The organism is Brevibacterium ihuae (assembly GCF_900184225.1).
GTDB lineage: Bacteria > Actinomycetota > Actinomycetes > Actinomycetales > Brevibacteriaceae > Brevibacterium > Brevibacterium ihuae.
This window is the reverse complement of sequence record NZ_FXWZ01000002.1, coordinates 1,099,520-1,124,184: the sequence shown is the minus strand read 5'-3', so window position 1 is coordinate 1,124,184 and position 24,665 is coordinate 1,099,520. Positions and strand designations below refer to the sequence as shown.

The window sequence follows — 24,665 nt, the reverse complement described above, 5'->3', positions numbered from 1 at the left end:
GAGCGATGGCCGGTGACACCTGGCTCATCATCGGGCTGGGCAATCCGGGGCGGAAGTACGCCCGGACCCGCCACAACATCGGCCACATGGTCGCCGAGGCGCTCGTCGAGCGGATCGGCGGCACCCTGACGAGCACGAAGGCGAAGGCGATCGCCGCGACCGGACGTCTGGGGATCGTCGGCGGACTGCCCGGCCCCCGCGTCGTCGTCATGCAGTCGCTGACCTACATGAACGTCTCCGGTCCGCCGGTCGCGCAGCTCGCCCAGTTCCACTCGATCACCCCCGAGCGCATCATCGCCGTCCACGACGACGTCGACCTGCCCTTCGACTCGATCAAGCTCAAGCGCGGCGGGGGAGAGGGCGGCCACAACGGTCTGCGGTCGATGACGCAGTCGCTCGGCACCAAGGACTACCTGCGCGTGCGGGCCGGGGTGGGCCGTCCGCCCGGCCGGATGGACACCGCGGACTACGTGCTCAAGCCCTTCACCGCCGAGGAGCAGAAGACGCTGCCGATCCTCGTCGAGGACGCTGCGGATGCGGTCGAGATCCTCGTCGCAGAGGGGCTCGAGGCTGCCCAGCAGCGCTTCCACGGGCGCCTCGCCGACGGCTGAGCGGGACCCCCCGGCCGGGGGAGCCTCAGAGACCGAGCTCGCGCAGCCCGTACGGGTCGGCGGTCCGAGCGCGCAGGGCCTCCCGCCGGGCCGCGCGACGGTTGTCCGCCCGGCCCAGCCAGACGGCGGCGAGCCCGCCGCCGAGCGCCCCGAACAGATGCCCCTGCCAGGAGATCCCCGGATAGAGCGGGAGGACGCCGGTGAGCATCGAGGCGCCGAACGCCATGACGACGATGACCGCCACGACGACCGAACCGATCCGGTGGGAGAGCGACCGGACGACGAAGGCGCGGACGAGCAGATAGCCGAAGCAGCCGAACACCAGCCCGGACGCACCCACCGTCACCGTGCCCGGCAGGTTCACCAGCCACGTGCCGATCCCGCCGACCACCGCGATCGTCGCGGTGACGAGCCAGAACCGGCGCGCCCCCTCGGCGGCGACGAGCAGGCCGAGGACGAGGAACGGCACCGAGTTCGCGACGAGGTGCCCCCAGCCGGAGTGGAGCAGCGGCGCGAGGACGAGTCCGAAGGCGCTCGTGACGTCCCACGACCGGATGCCGTAGGTGGTGAACGTGCCGGGGAGGACGAAGTCCGCCGCGCGGATCAGCCACATGAGGCCGAGCAGCACGACGGGGTGGAGGAAGCGGGTCATCGACCGGCCGAGGTCGGCGGCGAGATCGGTCCCGGAGGACGGGGAGTGCTGGATCCGACTCATGCATCCAGTGTCGCAGACGGGCCTGGACGGGCGATCCGAGTCCGCATGCCGCCGGTCCGTGCCCGCGAGTAGACTGGAGCGCGTGTCTCTGACCGGAATCACCACCACGCTGCGCGCCCACCCGACCTTCGCCGACGCCGTCACCGCGCTCGGCGACACGACGAACCTCCACGGCACCGTCAACGCCGTCAAGGGACTGTGGCCGGCGCTCGTCGCCGAGGCGGCCGGCACCGGCACCGTCCTCGTCGTCACCGCGACCGGACGCGAGGCCGAGGAGCTCGAGACCGCCCTCGCCGACCACCTCCCGGCCGCGCAGGTCGCGATGTTCCCGAGCTGGGAGACGCTGCCCCACGAGAAGCTCTCGCCCCGCTCCGACACCGTCGGCCGCCGGCTCTCCGTCCTCCGGAAGCTCGCGCATCCGCAGCCCGGCTCCGCGCTGTCCGTCGTCGTGGCCCCGGTGCGCGCGCTCCTCCAGCCCCTCGTCAAGGGGCTCGGCGAGCTCGAGCCCGTCGCGCTGCGCACGGGGGACACCGCTGAGCTCTCCGCGCTCGCCGAACAGCTCTCCGCGCTCGCCTACTCGCGCGTCGACATGGTGTCCCGGCGCGGGGAGTACGCGGTGCGCGGCGGCATCCTCGACGTGTTCCCGCCGACCGAGGACCACGCCCTGCGTCTCGAGTTCTTCGGCGACGAGGTCGACGAGATCCGTCCGTTCGGCGTCGCCGATCAGCGCTCGCTGCCCGTCGCCGACGGAGCCGAGTTCGAGCTCTGGGCGCCGCCGTGCCGCGAGGTGCTCCTCACCCCGACCGTCCGCGAGCGCGCCGCCGGCCTCGTCGACACCCTGCCCGCGGCCCGCGAGATGCTCGAGAAGATCGCCGAGGGCATCGCCGTCGACGGCATGGAGTCCCTCGCCCCCGTCCTCGCCGACGGGATGGAGCCGCTGCTCGCCTGCCTCCCGGAGCACACCCGGATCCTCGTCACCGCGCCGGAGAAGGTCACCGCGCGCGCAGAGGACCTCGTCGCCACCACCGAGGAGTTCCTCGCCGCCGCCTGGACCGGCGCCGCCGGCGGGGGAGAGTCGCCGATCGATCTGTCGGCGGCGAGCTTCCGGACGCTGACGCAGACCCGCGAGGCGGCCGGGCTCATCGGCCTGCCGTGGTGGGAGATCGGCGGATTCGCCGTCGACTCCGAGCTCGTCGGCGAATCCGACGTCGTCGTCGACATCGACGCCCGCGCGCCCCGCGGCTACTCCGGCGACGTCGAGGCGATCCTCGCCGACGTCCGCGCCCTCACCCACGAGCAGTGGAGCGTCTACGTCCTCACCGAGGGCCGCGGTCCCGGAGCCCGCCTCGTCGAGGTGTTCACCGAGGCCGAGGTGCCCGCCGCGCTCGCCGAGGACCTCACCGCGCCCGGCACCCCGGGCACGGTGACGGTGACCACGGCGGCGGCGTTCGGCGGCTTCGTCATCGAGTCCGCGAAGCTCGCGGTCCTCACCGAGGCCGACGTCCTCGGCCGGGCGGCGGCCGCTTCGACCAAGGACATGCGCCGGCTGCCCGCGCGCCGCAAGCGCAACCAGGTCGACCCGCTCGACCTCAGCCCCGGCGACTTCGTCGTCCACGAGCAGCACGGCGTGGGGCGCTTCGTCGAGCTCGTCCAGCGCACCGCCGGCCGCGGCGAGGCCGCCCACACCCGCGAGTACCTCGTCATCGAGTACGCGCCCTCGAAGCGCGGCCAGCCCGGCGACCGCCTCTACGTCCCCTCCGACGCCCTCGACCAGGTCACCCGCTACGTCGGCGGGGAGAGCCCGAGCGTCAACAAGATGGGCGGTTCCGACTGGTCGAAGACGAAGGCGCGGGCCCGCAAGGCGGTCAAGGAGATCGCCGGAGAGCTCATCCGCCTCTACTCCGCGCGCCGCGCGACCCGCGGCTTCGCGTTCTCCGGCGACTCCCCGTGGCAGCGGGAGCTCGAGGACGCGTTCCACTACGTCGAGACCCCGGACCAGCTCACGACGATCGACGAGGTCAAGGCCGACATGGAGAAGGAGATCCCGATGGATCGCCTGATCTGCGGCGACGTGGGCTACGGCAAGACCGAGGTCGCCGTCCGGGCGGCCTTCAAGGCGATCCAGGACGGCAAGCAGGTCGCCGTGCTCGTGCCGACGACCCTGCTCGTCCAGCAGCACTTCGAGACCTTCAGCGAGCGCTACTCCGGGTTCCCGGTCAGCGTCGGGGCGCTGTCGCGGTTCCAGACCCCGGCCGCGAGCCAGAAGGTCAAGGACGATCTCGCCGCGGGCACTCTCGACGTCGTCATCGGCACCCACCGGCTGCTGTCGGGCGAGGTGCGGTTCAAGGACCTCGGCCTCGTCATCATCGACGAGGAGCAGCGGTTCGGCGTCGAGCACAAGGAGACCCTCAAGGCGCTGCGGACGAACGTCGACGTGCTCGCGATGAGCGCGACCCCGATCCCGCGCACGCTCGAGATGGCCGTCACCGGGATCCGCGAGATGTCGACGCTGGCCACCCCGCCGGAGGAGCGCCATCCGGTGCTCACCTACGTCGGCCGCTACGAGGACCGGCAGGTCACCGCCGCGATCCGCCGCGAGCTGCTGCGCGAGGGGCAGGTGTTCTTCATCCACAACAAGGTGCAGGACATCGAGCGGGTCGCCGGTCACCTCGCCGAGCTCGTGCCCGAGGCGCGGATCGCCGTCGCCCACGGCAAGATGAGCGAGCAGCGCCTCGAACAGGTCATCGTCGACTTCTGGGAGAAGAAGTTCGACGTGCTCGTGTGCACGACGATCGTCGAGACCGGCATCGACATCGCGAACGCCAACACCCTCATCGTCGACCGCGCCGAGCGCATGGGCCTGTCCCAGCTCCATCAGCTCCGCGGCCGGGTGGGCCGCGGCCGCGAGCGCGCCTACGCGTACTTCCTCTACCCGCCGGAGACCCTCCTCACCGAGACCGCCCACGACCGCCTCCAGACGCTCGCCTCCCACACCGAGCTCGGGGCGGGCATGCAGGTGGCGATGAAGGACCTCGAGATCCGGGGGGCCGGCAATCTGCTCGGCGGTCAGCAGTCGGGCCACATCGAGGGCGTGGGCTTCGACCTCTACGTCCGCCTCGTCGGCGAGGCGGTGGCGAACTTCCGCGGCGAGGGTGCGGTCGAGGAGCCGGAGATGCGCGTCGAGCTCCCGATCGACGCCCACCTGCCCACCGAGTACGTCTCCCACGAGCGGCTCCGCCTCGAGGCCTACCGCAAGCTCGCGGCGGCGACCGAGGAGTCCCGGATCGCCGAGGTGCTCGCCGAGCTCACCGACCGCTACGGCCCCTATCCGCAGTCCGTCGAGGTCCTCGCCGACATCGCACGGCTGCGGATCCGCGCCCGGGCCTCGGGGGTCGCCGAGATCGTCGCGCAGGGCAACTTCATCCGCTTCGCGCCGGTCGAGCCGGAGGACTCGCAGGTGGTGCGGCTCAAGCGGCTGTACCCGAAGTCGCTCGTCAAGCCGGCGATCCGGTCGATCCTCGTGCCCAAGCCGCAGGCCGGCACCGGCTTCGACAAGCGCGACATGACCGATTCGGCGCTCATCGAGTGGGTCAGCCGCTTCCTCGATGTGATCTTCCCGGTGCCCGATCCGCCGGCCGCCGCGGAGCCGAGCGCGGATGCGGCGGATGCCGCCCGGACGGGTGCCGCCTGACATGGACTGGGAGCGCCCGGATCCCGACGAGCTCACGATCGAGGAGATCATGGGCTTCATCCGGGCGCGCTGCCCCTGGGCCGCCGGGCACACCCACACGAGCCTCGAGAAGTACCTCCTCGAGGAGACCCACGAGCTCATCGCCGCCCTCCACGGCCACGCGGCCCACCCCTCGGAGGCGACCCGGGCGGAGCTCGTCGGCGAGCTCGGCGACGTGCTCTACCAGGTGCTCTTCCACGCCGCGATCCTCGACAGCGACGACGCGGGACCGGCGGGCCGATCCGCCGACCGCACCCCGGGCACGGCACCCGAGCTCCGGGCCGAACCGCATCCGCCCGTCGCGATGGCCGAGGTCGTCTCCGGGCTCGCCGCGAAGCTCGTCCGCCGCCACCCGCACGTCTTCGACTCCGACGGGCCGGTCGACATCGTCGAGGTCGAGCGGCGCTACGAGGAGGTCAAGGCCGCCGAGCGGGCCGACTCCCGTACCGCCGACCGCGCGGGCCGGGCCCGCGCCTCGTTCGCCTCGGTCCCGGTGACCCTGCCCGCGCTCACCCGTGCCCACTCCGTGCTCGGCCGGATGGACCGGCTCGAGCTCGCCGTCCCCGCGGTCCCCGAGCGCGCGCCCGGCGCCGCGGCGTCCGCCGAGGAGCGGGCGATCGGGCGCGAGCTGTTCGCGATCGCCCGGCGGGCGCACGCCGCCGGCATCGACGCGGAGGCCGCGCTCCGTGCGATAACCTCCGAGGTGGAGGAGGCCGCGATCCGCTCCTCCGCCCAGGGCCCCGGAGGAGGAGAGCGCCGATGACCGAGCACGCGTCGGCCCGTCCGGAGGGCGTGCCCGCCCGGATCCCCGTCCCCGGCACGTTCAACTTCCGCGACCTCGGCGGCTGGCGCACCCCCGACGGCATCGTGGCGCCGGGCCGCCTGTTCCGCTCCGACGGGCTCGCGCACCTCACCCCGGAATCCCACCGGATGATCGAGGACCTCGGCATCCGCACCGTCATCGACCTGCGCGAGACGAGGGAGGCGCGGACCGCGCCGGACCGGCTCAGCGCCGCCGTCACCGAGCACGTCCGACTGCCGCTGTTCGGCGACCGCTACTACCCGCTCGAGCCCGACCACCCGGAGCGGCTCGTCCTGCCCGACCACTCCCTGCCCTCGATCTACGCCGCGGTCGTCGAGCACTGCGGCACCCGGATCGCCGACACTCTCCGCCTGCTCGCCGACGCCCGGGACCCCGTGCTCTACCACTGCTCGGCCGGCAAGGACCGCACCGGCATCGTGTCCGCGTTCGTCCTCACCCTCCTCGGCGTGCCCCGGCAGGACGTGCTCACCGACTACCAGACGACCGAGCGCTACCTTGGAGCGGACTTCCTCGAGGCGATCAGCCGCAACTTCGCCGAGGCCGGGATCGTCGCGAACCTCTCGCACACCGCGACCCAGGCGCCGCGCGCGTACATGGACGCGCTGCTCGACCGGGTCGACCGCGACTACGGCTCGGTCGAGGCCTATGTCACCGACCACGGCCTCCGCGCGACCGAGATCCACGCCCTGCGCGAGGTCTGCCTGACGGACGGGTGAGCGACCCGGTTCCGCCTGCACTAAGGTGGGCGGTGGTGGAGTACTCCGCCGTCGAAAGCGAACGCGACAGAGGAGCTGGCATGGCCGAAATCATCGCAGCCAATGCACGTGAGATTCTTGATTCCCGCGGCAACCCCACCGTCGAGGTGGAGGTGCTGCTCGAGGACGGCTCGGTGGGCCGCGCCGGAGTGCCCTCGGGCGCCTCGACCGGAGAGTTCGAGGCAGTCGAGCTCCGGGACGGCGATCCGGAGCGCTACCTCGGCAAGGGCGTCGGCAATGCCGTCGACGCGGTGCTCGACGAGATCAACGACGCGATCGCCGGCATCGAGGCCGACGACCAGCGCCTCGTCGACCAGGTGATGATCGACCTCGACGGCACCGAGAACAAGTCCCGGCTCGGCGCGAACGCGATCCTCGGCGCCTCGCTCGCCGTCGCCCGCGCGGCCGCGATGTCGGCGGACCTGCCGCTCTACCGGTACCTCGGCGGACCGAACGCCCATGTCATGCCGGTGCCGATGATGAACATCCTCAACGGCGGCTCCCACGCCGACTCCAACGTCGACATCCAGGAGTTCATGATCGCGCCGATCGGCGCGGCCACCTTCCGCGAGTCGCTCCAGTGGGGCGCCGAGGTCTACCACGCGCTCAAGTCGGTGCTCAAGAAGCGCGCACTGTCGACCGGACTCGGCGACGAGGGCGGCTTCGCCCCGAACCTCGACTCCAACGCCGCGGCCCTCGACCTCATCCTCGAGGCGATCGAGAACGCCGGCCGCCGGCCGGGCAAGGACATCGCGCTCGCCCTCGACGTCGCCTCGAGCGAGTTCTGCGAGAACGGCTCCTACTCCTTCGAGGGCGGCTCGAAGACCGCTGCGGAGATGACGGCGTACTACGCCGAGCTCGTCGAGAAGTACCCGCTCGTGTCGATCGAGGACCCGCTCGACGAGAACGATTGGGACGGCTGGATCGGTCTCACCGACGAACTCGGCACCGAGGTGCAGATCGTCGGCGACGACCTCTTCGTCACCAACCCGGAGCGCCTGCAGCGCGGCATCGAGTCCGGTGCGGCGAACTCGCTCCTCGTCAAGGTCAACCAGATCGGCTCGCTCACCGAGACCCTCGACGCCGTGACGCTCGCGCAGACCCATCAGTACACCGCGATGATCTCGCACCGCTCCGGCGAGACCGAGGACACGACGATCGCCGACCTCTCCGTCGCGACGAACGCCGGACAGATCAAGACCGGTGCGCCGGCCCGCTCCGAGCGCGTCGCGAAGTACAACCAGCTGCTCCGCATCGAGGAGCAGCTCGGCGACGCCGCCCGCTACGCCGGGCGGAGCGCGTTCCCGCGGTTCAGCGTCTGACCGACGCCCCCGCACGCGGCGTGCGCCGGCACCGATCCGACCGGATCGGGCGGACACACCGCGCTCAATGAGCACCGGGGAAGGGAGGGCAGGGCACACTGGAGGTGTCGCGCCCTCCCTTCCCCTATGTGCGATTCCCGAGGTGTCATGAGCAGTCAGCGCAGGCGAGCCAGGTCCAGGCCGGACACCGCCGCGCCCTCGCGCACCCGCACCGGCACCTTCCGCACCACCCGGCCCGCACCCGTGGCCGCGGTCGACCCGGACTCCGTCGACAGCACCGTCGCCGGGCGCCGCCTGTCCGGACGCACCCTCGCCCTCATCGCCGTCGCGATCGTGCTCATCGCGATGTTCGCCCCGAGCATCAGCACCGGCATCCGGCAGTGGCAGCAGATCTCCGCGCTCGAGCAGGACATCGCGACCACCGAGCAGGAGGTCGAGCAGCTCGCCGACAAGCAGGAGCAGCTGCACGACCCGGAGTACATCGAGCGCGTCGCCCGCGCCGAGCAGTTCTACGTGCGGCCGGGGGAGAAGGCGTACATCGTCGTCGACGACACGGCGCCGGACACCACCGCCGAGGGGACGGCCGCGGACTCCGCGGGCGACCGTGTCGAGCGGCCGGTGCGCGATCGTCCGTGGTACATCGAGCTCGTCGAATCGCTCACCTCGGTGGGCTATGCGACGAAGGAGACCGCGCCGCCCGAGGACCTCGACCGCGACGCGGACGCGTCGGAGCCCGCCCAGGACCACTCGCCGAAGGACACCGAATGATCACCCCGTGCACCACCGCCGACACCGCCACGATCCGCGAGCAGCTCGGGCGGATGCCGCGCGGAGTCGTCGGAGTGGCCGCGCGATCGGTGGCCGGGGAGCCGCTCGTCGTCGCCACCGCTCCGCGCCTCGAGGACGGCACGCCGTTCCCCACGACCTACTACCTCACCCACCCGGACTACGTCGCCGAGTGCTCCCGGCTCGAGGCCTCGGGCGTGATGACGGAATGGACCGCCGAGGTCGCCGCCGACGAGGAGCTCGCCGCGGCCTACCGGAGGGCGCACCGGGCGTACCTCGCCGACCGCTCGCGGATCGGTCGCGACGCCGGACTCGCCGAGGTCGAGGAGATCAGCGACTTCTCCGCCGGCGGCATGCCCACCCGGGTCAAGTGCCTCCACGCGCTCGTCGGCCACGCGCTCGCCGCAGGCCGCGGCGTCAACCCGATCGGCGACCGCGCGCTCGATCTGTTCGACTCCGTCCCGCGTCCCGCCTGAACCGCGCTCCCGCGCGTCCTGACCTAGAGTTGAGGGCATGACTCGAGTAGCTGCCTTCGACTGCGGAACCAACTCCCTGCGCCTCCTCGTCGCCGACATCGCCGACAGCAGGATCGAGGAGCTCGCGCGCGAGACGTCCATCGTGCGGCTCGGGCAGGGCGTCGACGCGACCGGCGAGTTCGCTCCCGAGGCGCTCGAGCGGACCTTTGCGGTGTGCGAGGAGTACGCGGAGATCGTCGACCGCCTGGCACCGGACTCCCGCCGCTTCGTCGCCACCTCGGCGAGCCGCGACGCCGGCAACCGGGACGCGTTCTTCGCCGGGGTCCGGGAACGGCTCGGGGTCGAGGCCGAAGTCATCACCGGCCGCGAGGAGGCCGAGCTGTCCTACCTCGGAGCGGTGAGCGGCGCGTCCGACGACACCACCGAGGCCCCCTATCTCGTCATGGACCTCGGCGGCGGGTCGACCGAGCTCGTGCTCGGCACCGACACCGTCGAGCAGGCCTTCAGCATGGACATCGGATCGGTCCGGCTCACCGAGCGGCACATCCGCACCGACCCGCCGACGGAGTCCGAGATCGCGGCCGCGGTGCGCGACATCGACGCAGCCTTCGACGAGGCGGCGGGCGTCGTCGACGTCGCGCGCGCCCGCACCCTCGTCGGAGTCGCCGGGACCATCACGACGATCACCGCCGCCGCCCTCGACCTGCCGGCCTACGACCGCGCGGCGATCCACGGTGCGGAGCTCACCGCGGACACCGTCGCCGCGACCGCCCGCCGGCTCGTCGAGATGACCCGCGACGAGCGGATCGCGCTGCCCTTCATGCACCCCGGCCGTGCGGACGTCATGGGTGCCGGAGCCCTGATCTACGCGCGCCTCGTCGAGCGCATCGGCGAGCGGGTCGCGCAGGCGGGCGGCTCCCTGCGCATCCTCACGAGCGAGACCGACATCCTCGACGGCATCGCGCTCGGCCAGGCGCGCCCAGCGGGTGCGACCGGCTGAGATGCGGACGGGACGACCGCAGCGGCGCGGCACCGGCCGCTCCCGGCTCCCCGGGGTGATCGCCGGGGCGTGCGCGCTCGCGCTCGCGTGGGGCGCGCCCACGGCGGGGCATGCCCAGGTCGGCCCGCCCGTCGACCCCGCGCCGAGCCCCGCGGACACCGCCGGGCCAGAGCCCGCAGACGGCCCGGCGGCCGGACCGGGGCAGTGGTTCATCGAGGAGTACGGGATCGACGCGCTGTGGGACCGCACCACCGGCGAGGGCGTGACCGTGGCCGTCATCGACTCGGGAGTCGACGATTCGCACGAGAACCTCACCGACGTCGTCCGCGCGTCCCAGGACTTCAGCGGGTCGGGCACCGACGGCCGCACGCCGATCGGGCCCGAGGCGAACCGGCATCACGGAACCGCGGTGGCCGGGGTCATCGCCGGCACCGGGGACGGAACCGGCCCGACGGGGGTGGCCCCGGACGCCGAGATCCTCTCCGCGTCGATGTGGCTCGGCTCCGGTCTGCCCGAGGGCGCCCGGTCCTCGCGGGAGCAGGCCGCCGAGGCGATCCGGTGGTCGGTGGACAACGGTGCGCAGGTCATCAACATGTCGCTCGGCTGGGACGATCCGGCGTGGCCGGAGGCGTGGGACGAGGCCTTCGCGTACGCCTACAGCAAGGACGTCGTCGTCGTCGCGTGCGTCGGCAACAGCTCGCAGGGCGCCACCCAGGCGTGGTCGCCGTCGACGGTCCCCGGGGTCGTCGGGGTCGGCGGCCTCGGGAAGGACGGCCGGATCCGACCGCCGTCCACCGCGCCGGGCACCGCCGTCGACCTCATGGGGCCGGCCGAGGACATCCCCGTGCCGTACTACACCGGCGGCTACGCCCAGGCGGCCGGCTGCTCCTTCGCCGCCCCGGTGATCTCCGGGATCGTCGCGCTCCTGCGCAGCGCGGATCCCGATCTCAGCGCGGACGAGGTCGTCGCCGCCCTGACCTCGACGGCCACCGCGGTGCCCGGCCACGACGGCCGCAGCACCCCGGGGTCACCCGACCCGATCGTCGGGTGGGGCCGCGTGCAGCCGGTCACCGCCCTCGAATCCGGTCCGCCCCCCGAGGTGCCGGTCGCGGCGGATGCGCTCGCCGACTGGGTGGAGATGCACCGGCGCGCCCCGGCTCCCGAGGACGCGGCGGAGGCCGGCCCGTCCGGTACCGCGGAGTCCAGCGCCGCCGAGGAGTCCGCCGCGGTCGCGAGTCCGCGCGGCCCGGTGCTCGGACCTGTGGTGCTCGTCCTCGGCGGAGCGGTCGCGGCTGGACTGCTCGGCAGCGGCCTCGTCCGCGCGCGGCGGGCCGCCCGCGTTGCGCCGGTCGCCGCGGCGGCGGGCACCTCGGACGCGGGCCCGCCCGACGCCGGGGATCCGGACCCGGCGGACCCGGAGGAGGACTCCGCGCAGGCGGTGCGACAGCCTCCCGACGACCCGGAGGGCACCGGCGGGGACGCCCCCGGGACGCGGTAGTGAAACTTTTCACAGAGCGATAGCATGAGGTTATGGCTTTGATCAGAAACAGCAAACTGCGTCCTCGTATCCTCATCGTCGGCGGCGGCTCCGTGGGCCTGCTCGCTGCTCAGAACCTGCTCAAGAACCTTGGGCGGGGCGAGGCGACGGTCACCGTCGTCGACCCGAACCCGTACATGACCTACCAGCCCTTCCTGCCGGAGGTCGCCGGCGGCAACATCGAGCCGCGCCACGCCGTCGTGCCGCTGCGCCGCAACCTCAAGGGCGCCGAGGTCATCACCGGTGCGGTGACCCGCATCGACCACGCCGCGAAGTTCGTCGTCGTCGAGCCCGAGGGTGACGAGCCGTTCGAGCTCGACTACGACCAGATCGTGCTCGCCGCCGGATCCGTGGCCCGCACCCTGCCGATCCCGGGCGTCGCCGAGGAGGCCATCGGCCTCAAGCGCATCGAGGAGGCCGTCGCGCTGCGTGACCACGTCCTCAACCGCATCGGCGAGGCCTCCCTCATGGAGAACGACGACGAGCGTCGTCGCGCGCTGACCTTCGTGTTCGTCGGCGGCGGCTTCGCCGGCATCGAGGCCCTCGCCGAGCTCGAGGACCTCGCCCGCGCCGCCGTGAGCCAGTACGAGACCCTCACCGAGGCCGACGTCCGCTTCGTCCTCGTCGAGGCGATGGACCGCGTCATGCCCGAGGTCGGCGAGGCCCAGGCCCGCTGGGTCGTCGACCACCTGCGCGAGCGCGGGATCGACGTCTACCTCGAGACCTTCCTCGAGGACTGCACCGACAAGCACTGCAAGCTCTCGAACGGCGAGGAGTTCGACGCCGACACCATCGTGTGGAGCGCCGGCGTCAAGGCCAACCCGGTCCTCGTCGACTCGGACCTCCCGCTCGACGAGCGCGGCCGGGTCACGGTGCGCGCCGACCTCCGGGTCGAGGGTGACGAGGGCGTCGTCGACGGCGCCTGGGCCGCCGGCGACAACGCCGCGGTGCCGGATCTGTCCGGCGGCGGCGTCGGCGGATTCTGTGTGCCCAACGCCCAGCACGCGGTGCGCCAGGCTCCGGTGCTCGCCGCGAACCTGCTCGCCGCGCTGCGCGGGGAGACCGAGTTCCAGCAGTACTTCCACAAGACCATCGGCTCGGTCGCCGGGCTCGGCCCGTACAAGGGCGTGTCGCAGATGGGCAACTTCGAGGCGCGCGGACTGCTCGCCTGGCTCATGCACCGCGGCTACCACGGCTACGCGATCCCGACCGTCGATCGCAAGGCCCGGGTCTTCGGCAACTGGGCGCTCAACCTCGTGTTCGGACGCGACTCGATGCCGCTCAAGGATCTCGATGTGCCGCGCAAGGCGTTCGTCGAGGCCGCGAACTCGAAGCCGGCGCCCAAAAAGGCCGACAAGCCGATCCCGGCCCCGGCGCACTGATCGCTCTCGGCACGCGGTCCTGGTGACCGCAGCCGCTGCGCCCCGTCTCGGACCTCCGAGGCGGGGCGCAGTGCATTCGGCGGCGGCGGACCCGGTCGCGGTCGCGACGCGGAATCGAGTCCCTGTGTAGGCTGAAACCACCGGCTCGGTGCGCGACGGTGCACCCCGGGAGTATGCGCCCCTATAGCCCAATCGGCAGAGGCAGCCGACTTAAAATCGGTTCAGTGCGGGTTCGAGTCCCGCTGGGGGCACCCCTTCGGCAGATCGCATCCACCGAACGATGGATGTCGCGCGGTCGCCGGTCGGCAGGCCGCATTCCTAGGGTGAAGACATGTTGAGAATCATCTTCCGCTCCGCAGTCGTCTGGGCGATCCTGGGACTCGCGTCCGGAGTCTACTGGCGCGAGGTCACCAAGTTCGCCGAGTACGACGGAGCCACCCAGCTGTCCACCGCTCACACCCACGCCCTGGCTCTGGGCATGACCATCCTGCTCGTCGTGCTGAGCATCGCGAAGGTCTTCGGAACCGCCGAGAAGCGCACGACGCTGTTCGTGATCCTGTGGAACGTCGGCGTCGGCCTGACGTTCGGAGTGATGATCGTCAAGGGCAGCCTCCAGGCCTTCGGCGTGGAGTTCGCCGCCTCACCGATGTGGTCGGGCATCGCCGGCCTCGGGCACATGATCACCGCCGGCGCGCTCGTGTTCCTCTTCGTCATCGTGCGGCGGGCGCTGAAGACCGCCGAGGTCCCCGAGGGCGTGGCCGTGTGACCCGCTGGTCCGCCTCGCAGTGGCTGCGTCTGGGCCAGGCCGTGCTGTTCATCGGACTGCTCGGTCTGGCCACCGTGCTCGCCGTCGTCCGTGGGGCGGCGTGGCCCGTCGTGGCAGTCGCCGCCGTGGTGGGTGCGGTGTTCCTCTCGGGGCTCGTCCTGCATCCGCGGCTGGGTCGCGTCGGTCTGGCGACCTGGATCGGCGCGCTGTTCGCCGGGGTGGTGTTCCTCATCCTCCACGCCCCGGAGTTCCTCTGGGTCGCCTTCCCGCTCTGGCTGCTCGCGGCGGCGGTGCTGCCCCTGCTCACCGCCCTCGTGCTCACCGCGGTCACCCTGGCCGCCATCGTCACCGCCCTGGCGATGGGAGGCAACGAATCACCGGGCGCGGTGCTCGGGCCCCTGGTGGGCGCGTCCGTCGCGATCGGCATCGCGCGGGCGGCGCTGCGCTTCGAGTACGAGGCCGCCGAGCACGCCCGGCTGCTCGACGAGGTGCTCGCCGCCCAGGAGGCCACCGACCGGGCCCAGCGGGAGGCCGGCGTCCAGGCCGAGCGGGCCCGGCTCGCCCACGACATCCACGACACCCTGGCCCAGGGCTTCAGCTCGATCGTCCTGCTGGCCCGGGCGGCCCGACGTGCAGAGGACCGCGATCGCGAGGCGGAGCTGCTCGAGCAGATCGAGACCACCGCCGCCGACCAGCTCGCCGAGGCCCGCCGGGTGGTGTACGCGCTGGCTCCGCCGGACGTCGCCGCCGGCGGTCTCGCCGAGCCGCTGCGCCGGCTGGCGGACGAGACCGCCGCGGCGAACGGCGCGGCGGCGACGGTCCACGTCGATCCGCAGCTGCCGGCGCTGCCGACCGGTGTCGAGGTCGCGCTTCTGCGGGTCGCGCAGGGGGCGCTGGCGAACGTGCGGCAGCATGCCCGTCCGACCGAACTCCATGTGGCGCTCGTCCGGGCCGGGGACACCGTGCGGCTCGACATCGTCGACGACGGGGTCGGGTTCGACCCCGGCCGGGTCCGGGCGCCGGGACCGGCCGGCGGCTACGGCTTGCGCGCTCTGCGCGAACGGCTGACCGACCTCGGCGGCGGGCTGGCGGTCGAGAGCGAACCCGGCGCCGGCACCGCGCTGTCGGCCCACCTGCCGCTGCACATCGAGGGGGAGGGATGATCACCGTCCTCATCGTCGACGACCATCCGGTGGTGCGCAGCGGACTGACCGCGCTGCTCGGCGGCGAGCCCGAACTGGCGATCGTCGGGACGGCGAGCTCGGGTGCCGAGGCGATCGAGCTCGCCGCGGAGCTCGACCCGGACGTCGTGCTGTGCGACCTGCGATTGGGCGAGGGCATCGACGGCGTCGGCGTCACCCGTGCGCTGCGGCAGCGCGGCCCGCGGCCGGCGGTGCTCATCCTCACGACGTACGACAACGATTCCGACATCGCCCGGGCGGTGCTCGCCGGCGCCGCCGGATACCTGCTCAAGGATGCCGAGTCGTCGGCGATCGTCGCCGGGATCGTCGACGCGACCGCCGGACGACTGGTGCTGGCCCCCGACCTCGAACGCCGAGTGGTGGACCGGATGGCCGCCGGGGTGCCCCAGCTCAGCGACCGGGAGCTCGACGTGCTCCGCCTCGTGGCCGAGGGTCTGGCGAACAGGGAGATCGCCCGCCGGCTGTTCGTCTCGGAGGCCACGGTGAAGACGCACCTCGTCCATGCGTTCGGCAAGCTCGGAGTCGAGTCGCGCACTGCCGCGGTGGCCGCAGCCCGGCGGCACGGGCTGCTGGGCGATGGAGGGTGAGGATCACCGCCGGGTGCGTGCGATGACCCGCCAGGTGAGGGCGGCCGCCGCGAGAAGGGCGAGCGCTCCGATGATCGCTACGACGATCTGACCGCCTCCGGCGATGGGGGAGTTCGCGGTCGTCCCGAACAGGCTGCCGATCACCAGCCATGCTCCGAGCGCGGTGAGCACCCCGATGGTGACCCACACGGCCCAGGGACGTCGTCGGATCCCGGACATGCCGTCCCCTCTCGTGGCCGCAATGGTGAGTCCACCCTAGCCCTGTGCGTGCCCGGGCGGGTGGAGCCGACGCTGTCGATTCACCGGGACAGCGCCGGCGGCGGGTCGGGTGCCCCCGCCGAGCTCATTCTCCGCGGTCCGGGGCTGCGAGCACCCTGCGCGTGACTGGGGTCGCCACCACCACTCCGCCGTGGACGAGCAGCAGTCCGAATCCCAGGATCACGACGATGCCCGCGACGTGCCCCGGCGCCATGACGAGGGCGACGAACACGAGGACGACGCCCACGATCGACGCCGCGGTCGCCGCGCCGACCACTGCCACGATCGCCGGCATCGTCACGCGCCCGCGCCTCGCCCGCTCGAGCTCCCGCCGCGGCATCCCGATCCGGTCGAGGGCGACGTAGAGCTCCCGGCGCTCGAGCACCGCGGCGGTCTGCGTGATCGCCACCTGGCAGGCGACGACGAGGAACGCCATGAGGACGAGGAGCGCGAGCAGGGTGCGGGCATCGCCGAACACGAGCAGCTGATCGGCGGTCATGATCGCGCGGCTCTCGCTGTTCTCGATGACCTGCAGGTAGCCGAGCAGACAGCCGGCGGGGATGAGCACGAACGCGGCGAGCCCGAGCGCGGACACCTGCCGCCACGCCTCGCGCGGGTCGTCGAGACCTGCCGCCACGCCTCGCGCGGGTCGTCGAGCACGCTGCGGGCGGCGACGAGGTGCACGGCGTCCGAGGTGCGGGCCGCCCGACGACGGGCGACGCGGGCGATGACGAACGGGCCGGCGAGCCCGAGTGCGGTCATCACCGCCGCGAGTCCGACGAGGACGGCGACGACGGCGGCCCGGACCCACCACGGCAGGTGGAGCAGCTCGGGGGTGAGAGGTGCTCCGTGGAGGGAGAGCAGAGCGAGCGGGTACGGCAGGAGGAACGCGATCGCCGCGCCGAGGAGCGTGCCGAGCACGGCGGTGACGAGCACCTCGGCGGCGGCGATCGCGCGCACTGCGGCGCTGCGGGCACCGAGCAGCCGCAGACCGGCGAGCCGCTCCTCGCGACTGCGCGCGGTCAGCCGCGCCGAGGCGGTGCCGAGGCCGAGGAGGGGGACGAGGAGGACGGCCGGCGGCGCGGCGGCGAGCAGCAGGTACCCGACCTCGTCGGTGGGGGCGCGCAGCGCGGCGGCGGAGAGCATGACGACGGTGAAGGAGAACACCGCGGTCATCGTCGTGGCGAGGAGCTGCAGCCTACCGAGCGCGGCCTCGCCGGGGCGCGGACGGATGAGGATCCAGAGGGCGACGGGACTCATGACGACTCCTCGATCCGACCGTCGCGCAGGCGCACGACCCGGTCGCAGCGGGCGGCGACCTGCGGGTCGTGGGTGACGACGACGAGTGCCCGGCCCGGGGTGGCGGCCGCGTCGAGGAGAAGATCGAGCACGGACGCGGCGGTGTGCGAGTCGAGGGAGCCGGTGGGCTCGTCGGCGAACACCATGCTCGGGTCGGCGATGAGGGCGCGCGCGATCGCGACCCGCTGCACCTGCCCGCCGGACAGCCGACCGATCCGTCGGTTCCCGAGACCGCCGAGGCCCACCGCGTCGAGCCCGGCGAGAGCCGCATCGCGGCTCGGCGCCCGGCCTGCGCCCGTGAGCAGGAGCGGGAGGGCGACGTTCTCCTCGGCGGTGAGCTCGGGGAGGAGGAATCCCTGCTGGAAGACGAATCCGAAGCGGCGGAGGCGCAGCGCCGACCGCTCGTCGTCGGAGAGCGCTGCGATGTCGTCCCAGTCCTCGGAGTGCGGGCCGCGCAGGAGGACCCGCCCGCGATCGGCGGTGTTGATGCCGGCGAGCACGTGGAGGAGAGTCGTCTGGCCCGAACCGCTCGGTCCCATGATCGCCACCGACTCACCGCCGTCGATCGTCAAGTCCGCGTCGACGAGCGCGCGGACCTCGCCGAAGGATCGCGAGGCGGACTCGGCTCGCAGGAGCGTCTGCTGGGCGGGTCCCGGTCCAGCGGCCGGGGTGGCTCGGCGTCGGGTTCCGGTCGTCATCGTCGTGTCCTTTCCTGCGATCACGCTCTGGTGATCGACGGTGGGCGTTCCACCTGCCATCCACGCTAGGAAGCGCCCTTCCTGCTCCGATACCACCTGCGGGTGGAGCTCTGCGCTCCGGTGGGACCGCGGTCTCCACCCAGGGGTGGTGGTCCGATCCGATGCGCGCGCCTATCGTCGGGAGTGGAGAGGACGGGAGGAAGGAGCCGGCGTGTTCACGAGATCCGTGCTCGAGGATCCGCTGCTGCGGCGCCCGCGGTTCGTGCGCTGGTGCGCGGCGCACCCCCGGGTCGGTGATATTGCGGCGATCCTCCTGTGCACGGTCCCCGCCCTCGCCGGCCTCCCCGTCGCCGCTCCCGCTCACGCCTGGATCGGCTACCTGTGCGTCGCCGGGGTCGGCCTCGCCGTCCGTGCCCGGCCGCTCATTGCGGTGATCGGGTACCTCGTCTGCGAGGCGATCATCCTCAATGTCACCGGTGGCCTCGTGCTCCTCGGCGCACGGGAGGGTCCGCCCACGGTCCCCTGGCAGCCGGGAGCGCTCATCGCGCTGTGCCTGGGCATCGCCGTGCGGGCGAACCGGCTGCGCCGGGAGGCCATCGCCGAGGCGATCGCGGTGCACGAGGAGCAGGCCGCGGCCGCCGAGCGGGCGCGCATCACGGCGGAGATGCACGACGTCGTCGCCCATTCGCTCACCGTGATGATCGCGCTCGCCGGGGGCGCGCGTGCGGGTTGGGAGAAGCATCCGGAGCGGTCGCGCGCGGCGCTCGCGTAGCTCGGGGGAGTCGGGGCGCAGGCGCTCGCGGACATGGAGCGCATCCTGCGGGTCATGCGCGGGGATGCGGACGGCGCACCCGCGCTGGAGAACTCCGGGGCCGATCTCGAACCGCTCGACTCCGTCGTCGAGGTGTTCCGCGCCGCCGGCCTGCCCGTCACGCTCACCGGCGGCGAGGACGAGATCCCGGACGATCCGATCCTGCGCACGACGGTCCACCGGATCGTGCAGGAGGCGCTCATCAATACCCTGCGCCACGCAGCGCGGCCGACCCGCGTCGAGGTCGTCATCGCGCGGGTGGGGGAGGAGCTCACGGTGACGGTGACCGACGACGGGCGTGGTCGGCCGGAGCCCGTGCGGGTGGGTGCCGGAGTGGGTCTGCGCGCGATGCGGGAGCGGGCCGAGGCGTTCGGCGGTCGGTTCGAGGCCGGCCCGGTGCCGGGTGAGGCCTCCATTCCGCGCGGATGGCGCACGCACGTCGTGCTGCCGGTGGATGGAGGCGGCCGTCGTGGGTGAGGCCGGAGCGGAGCGCACGCACGCTCGTGGGAGCGCGGCGGACGACGCGCTCGGAGCTCGGAGCGTCCCGGAGAGCGCGACGGAGGGAGCAGGGCCGCTGCCGGTGATCGTCGTCGACGATCAGATGCTCGAGCGCACGGGCCTCGCCCTCATCCTCGACTCCGACGACCGGATCGAGGTCGTCGGCGAGGCCGGCGACGGACGGGAGGCGGTCGACCTCGTCGATCGGCTGCGTCCCGCGGTCGTCGTCATGGACGTGCGGATGCCGGTGATGAATGGAATCGAGGCCACCCGCCGGATCGTCGCCGCCCATCCGGGGACCCGGGTCCTCGTCCTCACGACCTTCGACCTCGACGAGTACGCGTACGGCAGCCTGCGCGCCGGCGCGAGCGCCTTCCTCCTCAAGAGCACCACCCCGGAGGCGCTCGTCGAGGCGGTGACCGTCGTCGCCTCCGGTGCCGCAGTCGTGGATCCCCGTCTCACCGCGCGGCTCATCGATCACTTCCTCGCCGCCGAGAGCGGACGGGGAGAGGTCGGGGAGCGGGCGGATACGGCACGTGCCGCAGGCCCGGGGGATGCGGCGGCGGATCCCGCGGTCCTCGATGTGCTGAGCCCCCGCGAGCACGAGGTGTTCCGGGCGATCGTGCGCGGGTCGACGAACGCGGAGATCAGCGAGGCTCTCCACCTCGCGCCGTCGACGGTGAAGTCCCACGTCAACACGATCTTCGCCAAGCTGCAGCTGCGCGATCGCGTGCAGGCGGTGATCCTCGGCCACCGCCTCGGCCTCGGTGGATGATGCGGTGGACGCACCGGTGCGCACCCGTGCCCGGCGGAGGTTCTGTCGCACCGGGCGTCGCACAGACCGGGGCCGCGGTGCGGGAGTCGGCTCAGCCCTGCATCTCCGAGCAGTCGGGGAATGCCGGCCCGGTGGGTTCGTGGGCGGAGTACGCGGCGAGGAACGCCCCGGCGATGATCGCGTAGCCCTCGGCGTTGGGGTGGAGACCGTCGGCGAGCGTGTCGGTGGTGCCCCGCAGCGGATAGCCGAGATCGAGGTACTCCACTGCGTGCGCCTCGGCGGCGGTCCGGATCTCCCCGCCGAGCTCGTCGAGCCGCTCCGGAGAGACATCGTCCCGGTGGAACGGCGAGGTGGCGACGATCGGGGTCTCCGGGAGCGCCTCGCGGAGACCGGTGAACGTCGTGTCGATCGCCGTCCGGTGATCGGCATCGGCGGAGTTCGCCGCCGTCGACACGACGACGATGTCCGGTGCCGCATCGATCGCTTCGTCGACCCGGTCGACATAGGCGGTGTTCGGCCGCACGCTGTTGCTCATCGCATAGCTCGAACCGCTCACCGCGATATTGATCTCGTCCCAGCCCTGCTGGCGGGCGACGATCGTCGACCAGCGCTCGGCCTCGGTGTCGACGCCGGCGCCGACGGTGAACGAATCCCCCATGAATACCGCAGTGGGATCGGCGGCGCAGCCGTGCGCGGCGGTCGGGTCGCCGGTGGGCGCGCCGGCGCGGGGTTCGTCGACCGCGCGAGGAGCGGGTGTGCACGCGGTGAGCGAGGCGATGAGGAGTGCGGTCGCGAGAGGGAGGCGGAGCGGTCGACGTGGGTGCATCGGGCAGTTCCTCCGTGTCGGGGCTCGGGACGCCTCCAGTCTCGCAGGCGCGTTCGGCCACCCGGGCTCCGGGGAGGGCGGTGGCTGCTCGAGGAACGATCGATGCTCGAGGAACTCGGACAGACGCGCCGCACGCACGCCGACGGCAGAGCGCCGAGGGGGCTGCTCGGAATGTCAGTCGTTCGGTTACTTGTTCGTCAGGTGTATCTTTGTTGATATTCCCGGTCGAGGACGGATCCGGCCGGAAGAGCAGCGAGGTGCCCTTGATGTCCGCAGACCCTCGGATCGCCGAGCGCGACCCCCGTTCATCCATCCGGAGTGCAGTCGCCGGTCTCATCGCGGTGCTCCTGCTCCTCCTGCAGCCGCTCCCGGTGTTCGCCGCCACCGTCACGGTCTCGACCGCCGACGAGCTGCGGAGTGCCCTCGCGGAAGCAGGCACCGACGCGACCACCATCGACGTCGGCGCCGATATCCGGGGCGGATTCACCATCCCGTAGAACGGCGACATCACCCTCGTCAGCAGCAGCGGATCGGTGCTCTCGGCAGCACCGTTGACGGTTCCCGCCGGCGCGCGGGCGACCCTGGGCGAGGGCCTCACGATCGCGGGCACCACCACGGCGAACCTCTCCTACACCCTCATCGAGGTCCAGGGCGCACTGGTGATGCTCGACGGCGCGACCGTGCGCGACGCGACGAACTACACGACGAACAACGCCCCGATCCACGTCTCGGGCGCGGGGGCGACGTTCGTCATGCGCGGAGGAGAGATCCGGGACAACCACTCGCACCGCCAGGCCGGTCGAGCAGCAGGTGCCCTCAAGGTCGACACCGGTGGTCGGGCCGAGCTCCTCGGCGGTGTCATCCGGGACAACTCCGCCCGGACCGGAGGCGGCGACGGCAGCGGCGCCGTGCTCATCGGGCCCGGCGGCTCCGGCGTACTCGACGGCACGGTGATCTCGGGCAACGCGAGCCCGAACGGAGCCGGCGTCAATGTCGTCTCCTTCGACCGCTTCGATGTGAGCAGTCCGGAGGAGCGGGCGGCGAAGGCCGCGCGGTTCGAGATTTTCAGCGGAACGATCGAGGGCAACACTGCGAGCAACGGCGGCGGTGGGGTGTCCGTGATGGGCAATGCCCACGTGACGATGAGCGGCGGGACGATCAGCGGCAACAGCGCCCGGGGCGGCGGCGGGGTCAACGTCTGGGACCTGTGCTACGCCGGAGATGCCAGCGGTGCTCGCACCGATCTCTACTGCGCGCACTACGGGATCGACTTCGAGGACTGGCGGAACCTCTACGCGGGGGAATTCACCCTGACCGGCGGGGAGATCACCGACAATACCGCCTCCTCCACCGGCGGCGGCATCAACATCGTGTCCGACAACGTCACCCTCGCCGGGGGGACGATCTCCGGCAACTCCGCGAAGCTCCAGGGCGGAGGCGTCTACGTCACCACGGTGCCCTACACAGCACAGATCAACAACTCGCTCATCACCGAGAACACCGCGACAGCGGACGGCGGTTCCGGAGGCTACGGAGGAGGGATCTGGTCGTGCCCGACGGGCGAGATCGAGATGTTCGTCAACCAGGGGACGGCGGTGCACACGAATGCTGCGGCCACCGCCGGCGACGACTTCGTCTCTGAGATCTGGGGGCGCACCCCGGAGTTCACCAGCACGTTCTCCTTCTCCGAACGCGCGCTCGGCGGCGCCGCGAACGGCTGGGCGCACGACGGGGCGGTCGGCGGGATGGACGATCGACCGCGTTTCGATCCGGCCGACCCGCAGGCTCTCGAGGAGCTCACCTTCGCGGACGAATCCGCTCTGCACAACGACCTCGAGGCAGACGGCCCCGCCCTCGCCGCGGCGAAGGCGCGCCTGACGATCACCGGGAACTCCGCTCCGCGCGGAGGCGGAGTGGGGACGAACGGCGGGCTGCGCTTCGGGGAACCCGGGGAAGCGAGCATCGAGGTGGAGAAGGCCTGGGAGAACGTGCCGGACGGCGTCGAGATCCCGGAGTCGGTGCGGATGCAGCTCGTCCGCACCCATGACGGTCGGGAGTTCGTCATCGACGAGTTCGAGGTGCGAGCGGAGGACGGGTGGCGGACCACCCTCACCGGCCTGCCGACCACGGACATCGACGGGGATCCCATCGACTATTCCGAGGTCTTCGCGGTGAGCGAGAGCGACGCCGGGGACTGGACGGTCTCGATCTCCGTGATCGCCGGCGGAGACGGAGAGCATTCCGTCACGGTGACGAACACGTGGCCGGAGCCGACGGACGATCCCACCCCCACCGCGGACCCGACCGCGACTGAGGAGCCCGGTCCGACACCGGAACCCACGGCCACCGACGAGCCTGGTCCGACACCGGAACCCACGGCGACGGATGAACCCACCTCCACGGCGGATTCCAGCCCGTCACCGGATCCGTCCGCTCCGGGATCTCCAGCTCCTGAACCGTCGGCCCCCGGTCCGGGCGAAGGCCCGGATGACAGCGAGGGAGACGACTCCGTCGCGGGGCCCGGTGATCGCGATGGGTCCGGCGATCCGCTTCCGCGCACGGGGGCCGGGATCGCTGCCGGCCTCGGCCTCGGGTTCGGGGCCGTCGCACTCGGCACTGCTCTGCTGCTCCTGCAGCGCAGGCGCTCGGAGCGCTGACCCGCCTCCACCCGAGCGGCCCGGGGCTCCCGTCCTGCGGCCGCCCGGGTGTGCTCGACGGTATCCCTGCGTTCACACTCCGGCGGTTCATGCGGAGTTCACATCCAGGTGAATAGACTGGTGGTACGGCTATTCGAAGGAGAATCATGCATCCGCACCAGCGTGAGAACCTGCGCGAGTACATCGACAAGCTGCGCCTCGAGGGGTACACGGTCCAGGAGGGGCACACCGCTGACCCGGATCTCATCGATCCCGGAGGCAAGGCCGTCGAGACATGGCGCGAGGGATACCCCTACGATGAGCGGCTCGATCGCGAGTCGTACGAGATGGAAAAGTACAAGCTCCAGATCGAGCTGCTGAAGTTCCAGTACTGGGGTCAGGACAACGGTCTGCGCCATGTGCTCCTGTTCGAGGGCCGCGACGCCGCCGGCAAGGGCGGCACGATCAAGCGCTTCACCGAGCATCTGAATCCGCGTGCCGCGCGCGTGGTCGCGCTCAACAAGCCCTCCGACCGCGAACAGGGCCAGTGGTACTTCCAGCGCTACGTCCAGCACCTGCCCACCGAGGGCGAGATCGTGCTGTTCGATCGCTCGTGGTACAACCGCGGCAACGTCGAGCGCGTCATGGGATTCTGCTCCGACGAGGAGTACGAGACGTTCATGCGCCAGGCGCCGGTGTTTGAGCAGATGCTCCTCGACTCCGGCATCCACGTGACGAAGTTCTGGTTCTCCGTCACCCAGCACGAGCAACGCACGCGCTTCGCGATCCGCCAGCTCGACCCAGTGCGGCAGTGGAAGCTCTCGCCGATGGATCTCGAGTCCCTCGACAAATGGGAGGAGTACACGGCGGCGAAGGAGGCGACCTTCCTCCGGACGGACACCGACTACGCGCCCTGGGTGACGATCAAGTCGAACGATAAGAAACGCGCGCGCCTCAACGCGATGCGCTATTTCCTCAACCAGTTCGAGTACGAGGGGCGCGACGACTCGGTCGTGTACCCGGCGGACGAGAAGCTCGTGCAGCGCGGACGCGACGCCGTCGGCGACTGAACTCCCGGCGGGCGGAGGCGCTGCTCCCGGTGCACCCGCCCGCGAACTGCGCGGTATCTATCGGTCTGCGCGCTATTGCGCGTGACTTGACGGATACCGCGC

25 protein-coding genes and 1 tRNA gene are annotated in these 24,665 nt (G+C 71.9%); 20 read left to right on the top strand and 6 right to left on the bottom strand.

What is annotated here, in order from left to right; translation table 11 throughout:
* Positions 1–5: 5 nt before the first annotated feature.
* Positions 6–611, top strand: coding sequence for an aminoacyl-tRNA hydrolase (gene pth, locus C1A17_RS05215; RefSeq protein ID WP_101651372.1), 606 nt, complete (start codon positions 6–8; stop codon positions 609–611).
* 25 nt (positions 612–636) lie between these two features.
* On the opposite strand, the gene C1A17_RS05210 is transcribed toward pth, so the two are convergent.
* Positions 637–1,326, bottom strand: coding sequence for a rhomboid family intramembrane serine protease (locus C1A17_RS05210; protein WP_245873451.1), 690 nt, complete (start codon positions 1,324–1,326; stop codon positions 637–639).
* Between the two features lie 82 nt (positions 1,327–1,408).
* Between C1A17_RS05210 and mfd the strand changes: the two genes are divergently transcribed.
* From mfd to C1A17_RS05145, 13 genes are all read left to right on the top strand, one after another.
* On the top strand, positions 1,409–5,017 hold the full coding sequence (mfd, locus tag C1A17_RS05205) for a transcription-repair coupling factor (protein ID WP_245873449.1): 3,609 nt from the start codon (positions 1,409–1,411) through the stop codon (positions 5,015–5,017).
* A gap of 1 nt (position 5,018) precedes the next feature.
* Positions 5,019–5,819, top strand: a complete 801-nt coding sequence (locus C1A17_RS05200) for a MazG nucleotide pyrophosphohydrolase domain-containing protein (protein ID WP_180953218.1) — start codon at positions 5,019–5,021, stop codon at positions 5,817–5,819.
* Complete coding sequence (locus C1A17_RS05195) at positions 5,816–6,595, top strand: tyrosine-protein phosphatase (protein WP_101651366.1); 780 nt, start codon at positions 5,816–5,818, stop codon at positions 6,593–6,595. The genes C1A17_RS05200 and C1A17_RS05195 overlap by 4 nt, the downstream gene beginning before the upstream one ends.
* Positions 6,596–6,675: 80 nt before the next feature.
* A complete protein-coding gene (gene eno, locus C1A17_RS05190) occupies positions 6,676–7,956 on the top strand; it encodes a phosphopyruvate hydratase (protein WP_101651364.1) in 1,281 nt (426 codons plus the stop codon).
* Positions 7,957–8,103: 147 nt separating this feature from the next.
* On the top strand, positions 8,104–8,724 hold the full coding sequence (locus tag C1A17_RS05185) for an FtsB family cell division protein (protein WP_180953217.1): 621 nt from the start codon (positions 8,104–8,106) through the stop codon (positions 8,722–8,724).
* The gene (locus tag C1A17_RS05180) at positions 8,721–9,218 is read left to right on the top strand and encodes a DUF501 domain-containing protein (protein ID WP_101651360.1); all 498 of its coding nucleotides are present in this window, start codon (positions 8,721–8,723) and stop codon (positions 9,216–9,218) included. The genes C1A17_RS05185 and C1A17_RS05180 overlap by 4 nt, the downstream gene beginning before the upstream one ends.
* A 37-nt stretch (positions 9,219–9,255) precedes the next feature.
* A complete protein-coding gene (locus C1A17_RS05175; protein ID WP_101651358.1) occupies positions 9,256–10,218 on the top strand; it encodes a Ppx/GppA phosphatase family protein in 963 nt (320 codons plus the stop codon).
* A 1-nt stretch (position 10,219) separates the two neighbouring features.
* Complete coding sequence (locus C1A17_RS05170) at positions 10,220–11,716, top strand: S8 family peptidase (protein ID WP_101651356.1); 1,497 nt, start codon at positions 10,220–10,222, stop codon at positions 11,714–11,716.
* A 32-nt stretch (positions 11,717–11,748) separates the two neighbouring features.
* Entirely contained in the window at positions 11,749–13,137 is a 1,389-nt protein-coding gene (locus tag C1A17_RS05165; protein ID WP_101651354.1) for an NAD(P)/FAD-dependent oxidoreductase, read from the top strand.
* Positions 13,138–13,314: 177 nt separating this feature from the next.
* Positions 13,315–13,388: transfer RNA gene (locus C1A17_RS05160), tRNA-Leu, on the top strand.
* Between the two features lie 80 nt (positions 13,389–13,468).
* Positions 13,469–13,903: a DUF2871 domain-containing protein gene (locus C1A17_RS05155; RefSeq protein WP_101651352.1), complete on the top strand. Its 435-nt coding sequence runs from the start codon at positions 13,469–13,471 to the stop codon at positions 13,901–13,903.
* On the top strand, positions 13,900–15,066 hold the full coding sequence (locus C1A17_RS05150) for a sensor histidine kinase (RefSeq protein WP_101651350.1): 1,167 nt from the start codon (positions 13,900–13,902) through the stop codon (positions 15,064–15,066). The genes C1A17_RS05155 and C1A17_RS05150 overlap by 4 nt, the downstream gene beginning before the upstream one ends.
* On the top strand, positions 15,063–15,692 hold the full coding sequence (locus C1A17_RS05145) for a response regulator (protein ID WP_101651348.1): 630 nt from the start codon (positions 15,063–15,065) through the stop codon (positions 15,690–15,692). Before C1A17_RS05150 ends, C1A17_RS05145 begins: the two co-directional genes overlap by 4 nt.
* Before the next feature lie 3 nt (positions 15,693–15,695).
* Here C1A17_RS05145 and C1A17_RS05140 read toward each other — a convergent pair whose 3' ends face one another.
* The 4 genes from C1A17_RS05140 to C1A17_RS05125 form a co-directional block, all read right to left on the bottom strand.
* Entirely contained in the window at positions 15,696–15,911 is a 216-nt protein-coding gene (locus C1A17_RS05140) for a hypothetical protein (protein ID WP_101651346.1), read from the bottom strand.
* Between the two features lie 124 nt (positions 15,912–16,035).
* Entirely contained in the window at positions 16,036–16,449 is a 414-nt protein-coding gene (locus tag C1A17_RS05135; protein ID WP_146000583.1) for a hypothetical protein, read from the bottom strand.
* Complete coding sequence (locus tag C1A17_RS05130) at positions 16,446–17,210, bottom strand: FtsX-like permease family protein (RefSeq protein WP_101651341.1); 765 nt, start codon at positions 17,208–17,210, stop codon at positions 16,446–16,448. The genes C1A17_RS05135 and C1A17_RS05130 overlap by 4 nt, the downstream gene beginning before the upstream one ends.
* Positions 17,207–17,947 carry an ABC transporter ATP-binding protein gene (locus C1A17_RS05125; protein WP_101651339.1) on the bottom strand — a complete coding sequence of 247 codons (741 nt, stop codon included), beginning with the start codon at positions 17,945–17,947 and terminating at the stop codon, positions 17,207–17,209. Before C1A17_RS05125 ends, C1A17_RS05130 begins: the two co-directional genes overlap by 4 nt.
* A 211-nt stretch (positions 17,948–18,158) precedes the next feature.
* On the opposite strand from C1A17_RS05125, the gene C1A17_RS05120 reads away from it, so the two are divergent.
* From C1A17_RS05120 to C1A17_RS05110, 3 genes are read left to right on the top strand one after another with little or no spacing between them, the layout of a single operon-like run.
* Positions 18,159–18,719 carry a histidine kinase dimerization/phosphoacceptor domain-containing protein gene (locus C1A17_RS05120; RefSeq protein ID WP_101651337.1) on the top strand — a complete coding sequence of 187 codons (561 nt, stop codon included), beginning with the start codon at positions 18,159–18,161 and terminating at the stop codon, positions 18,717–18,719.
* A 33-nt stretch (positions 18,720–18,752) separates the two neighbouring features.
* The gene (locus C1A17_RS05115) at positions 18,753–19,235 is read left to right on the top strand and encodes a sensor histidine kinase (protein ID WP_101651335.1); all 483 of its coding nucleotides are present in this window, start codon (positions 18,753–18,755) and stop codon (positions 19,233–19,235) included.
* A complete protein-coding gene (locus C1A17_RS05110; protein WP_425427269.1) occupies positions 19,228–20,031 on the top strand; it encodes a response regulator transcription factor in 804 nt (267 codons plus the stop codon). The genes C1A17_RS05115 and C1A17_RS05110 overlap by 8 nt, the downstream gene beginning before the upstream one ends.
* Before the next feature lie 91 nt (positions 20,032–20,122).
* Here the strand turns inward: C1A17_RS05110 and C1A17_RS05105 are convergent, their stop codons facing one another.
* Positions 20,123–20,857, bottom strand: a complete 735-nt coding sequence (locus C1A17_RS05105) for an SGNH/GDSL hydrolase family protein (RefSeq protein WP_101651331.1) — start codon at positions 20,855–20,857, stop codon at positions 20,123–20,125.
* Between the two features lie 266 nt (positions 20,858–21,123).
* Here C1A17_RS05105 and C1A17_RS05100 point away from each other — a divergent pair, with 266 nt between their 5' ends.
* From C1A17_RS05100 to ppk2, 3 genes are all read left to right on the top strand, one after another.
* The gene (locus tag C1A17_RS05100) at positions 21,124–21,354 is read left to right on the top strand and encodes a hypothetical protein (RefSeq protein ID WP_101651329.1); all 231 of its coding nucleotides are present in this window, start codon (positions 21,124–21,126) and stop codon (positions 21,352–21,354) included.
* A 36-nt stretch (positions 21,355–21,390) separates the two neighbouring features.
* On the top strand, positions 21,391–23,514 hold the full coding sequence (locus C1A17_RS05095; RefSeq protein ID WP_101651327.1) for a Cna B-type domain-containing protein: 2,124 nt from the start codon (positions 21,391–21,393) through the stop codon (positions 23,512–23,514).
* Positions 23,515–23,660: 146 nt separating this feature from the next.
* Complete coding sequence (gene ppk2, locus C1A17_RS05090; RefSeq protein ID WP_101651325.1) at positions 23,661–24,563, top strand: polyphosphate kinase 2; 903 nt, start codon at positions 23,661–23,663, stop codon at positions 24,561–24,563.
* Positions 24,564–24,665 lie beyond the last annotated feature (102 nt).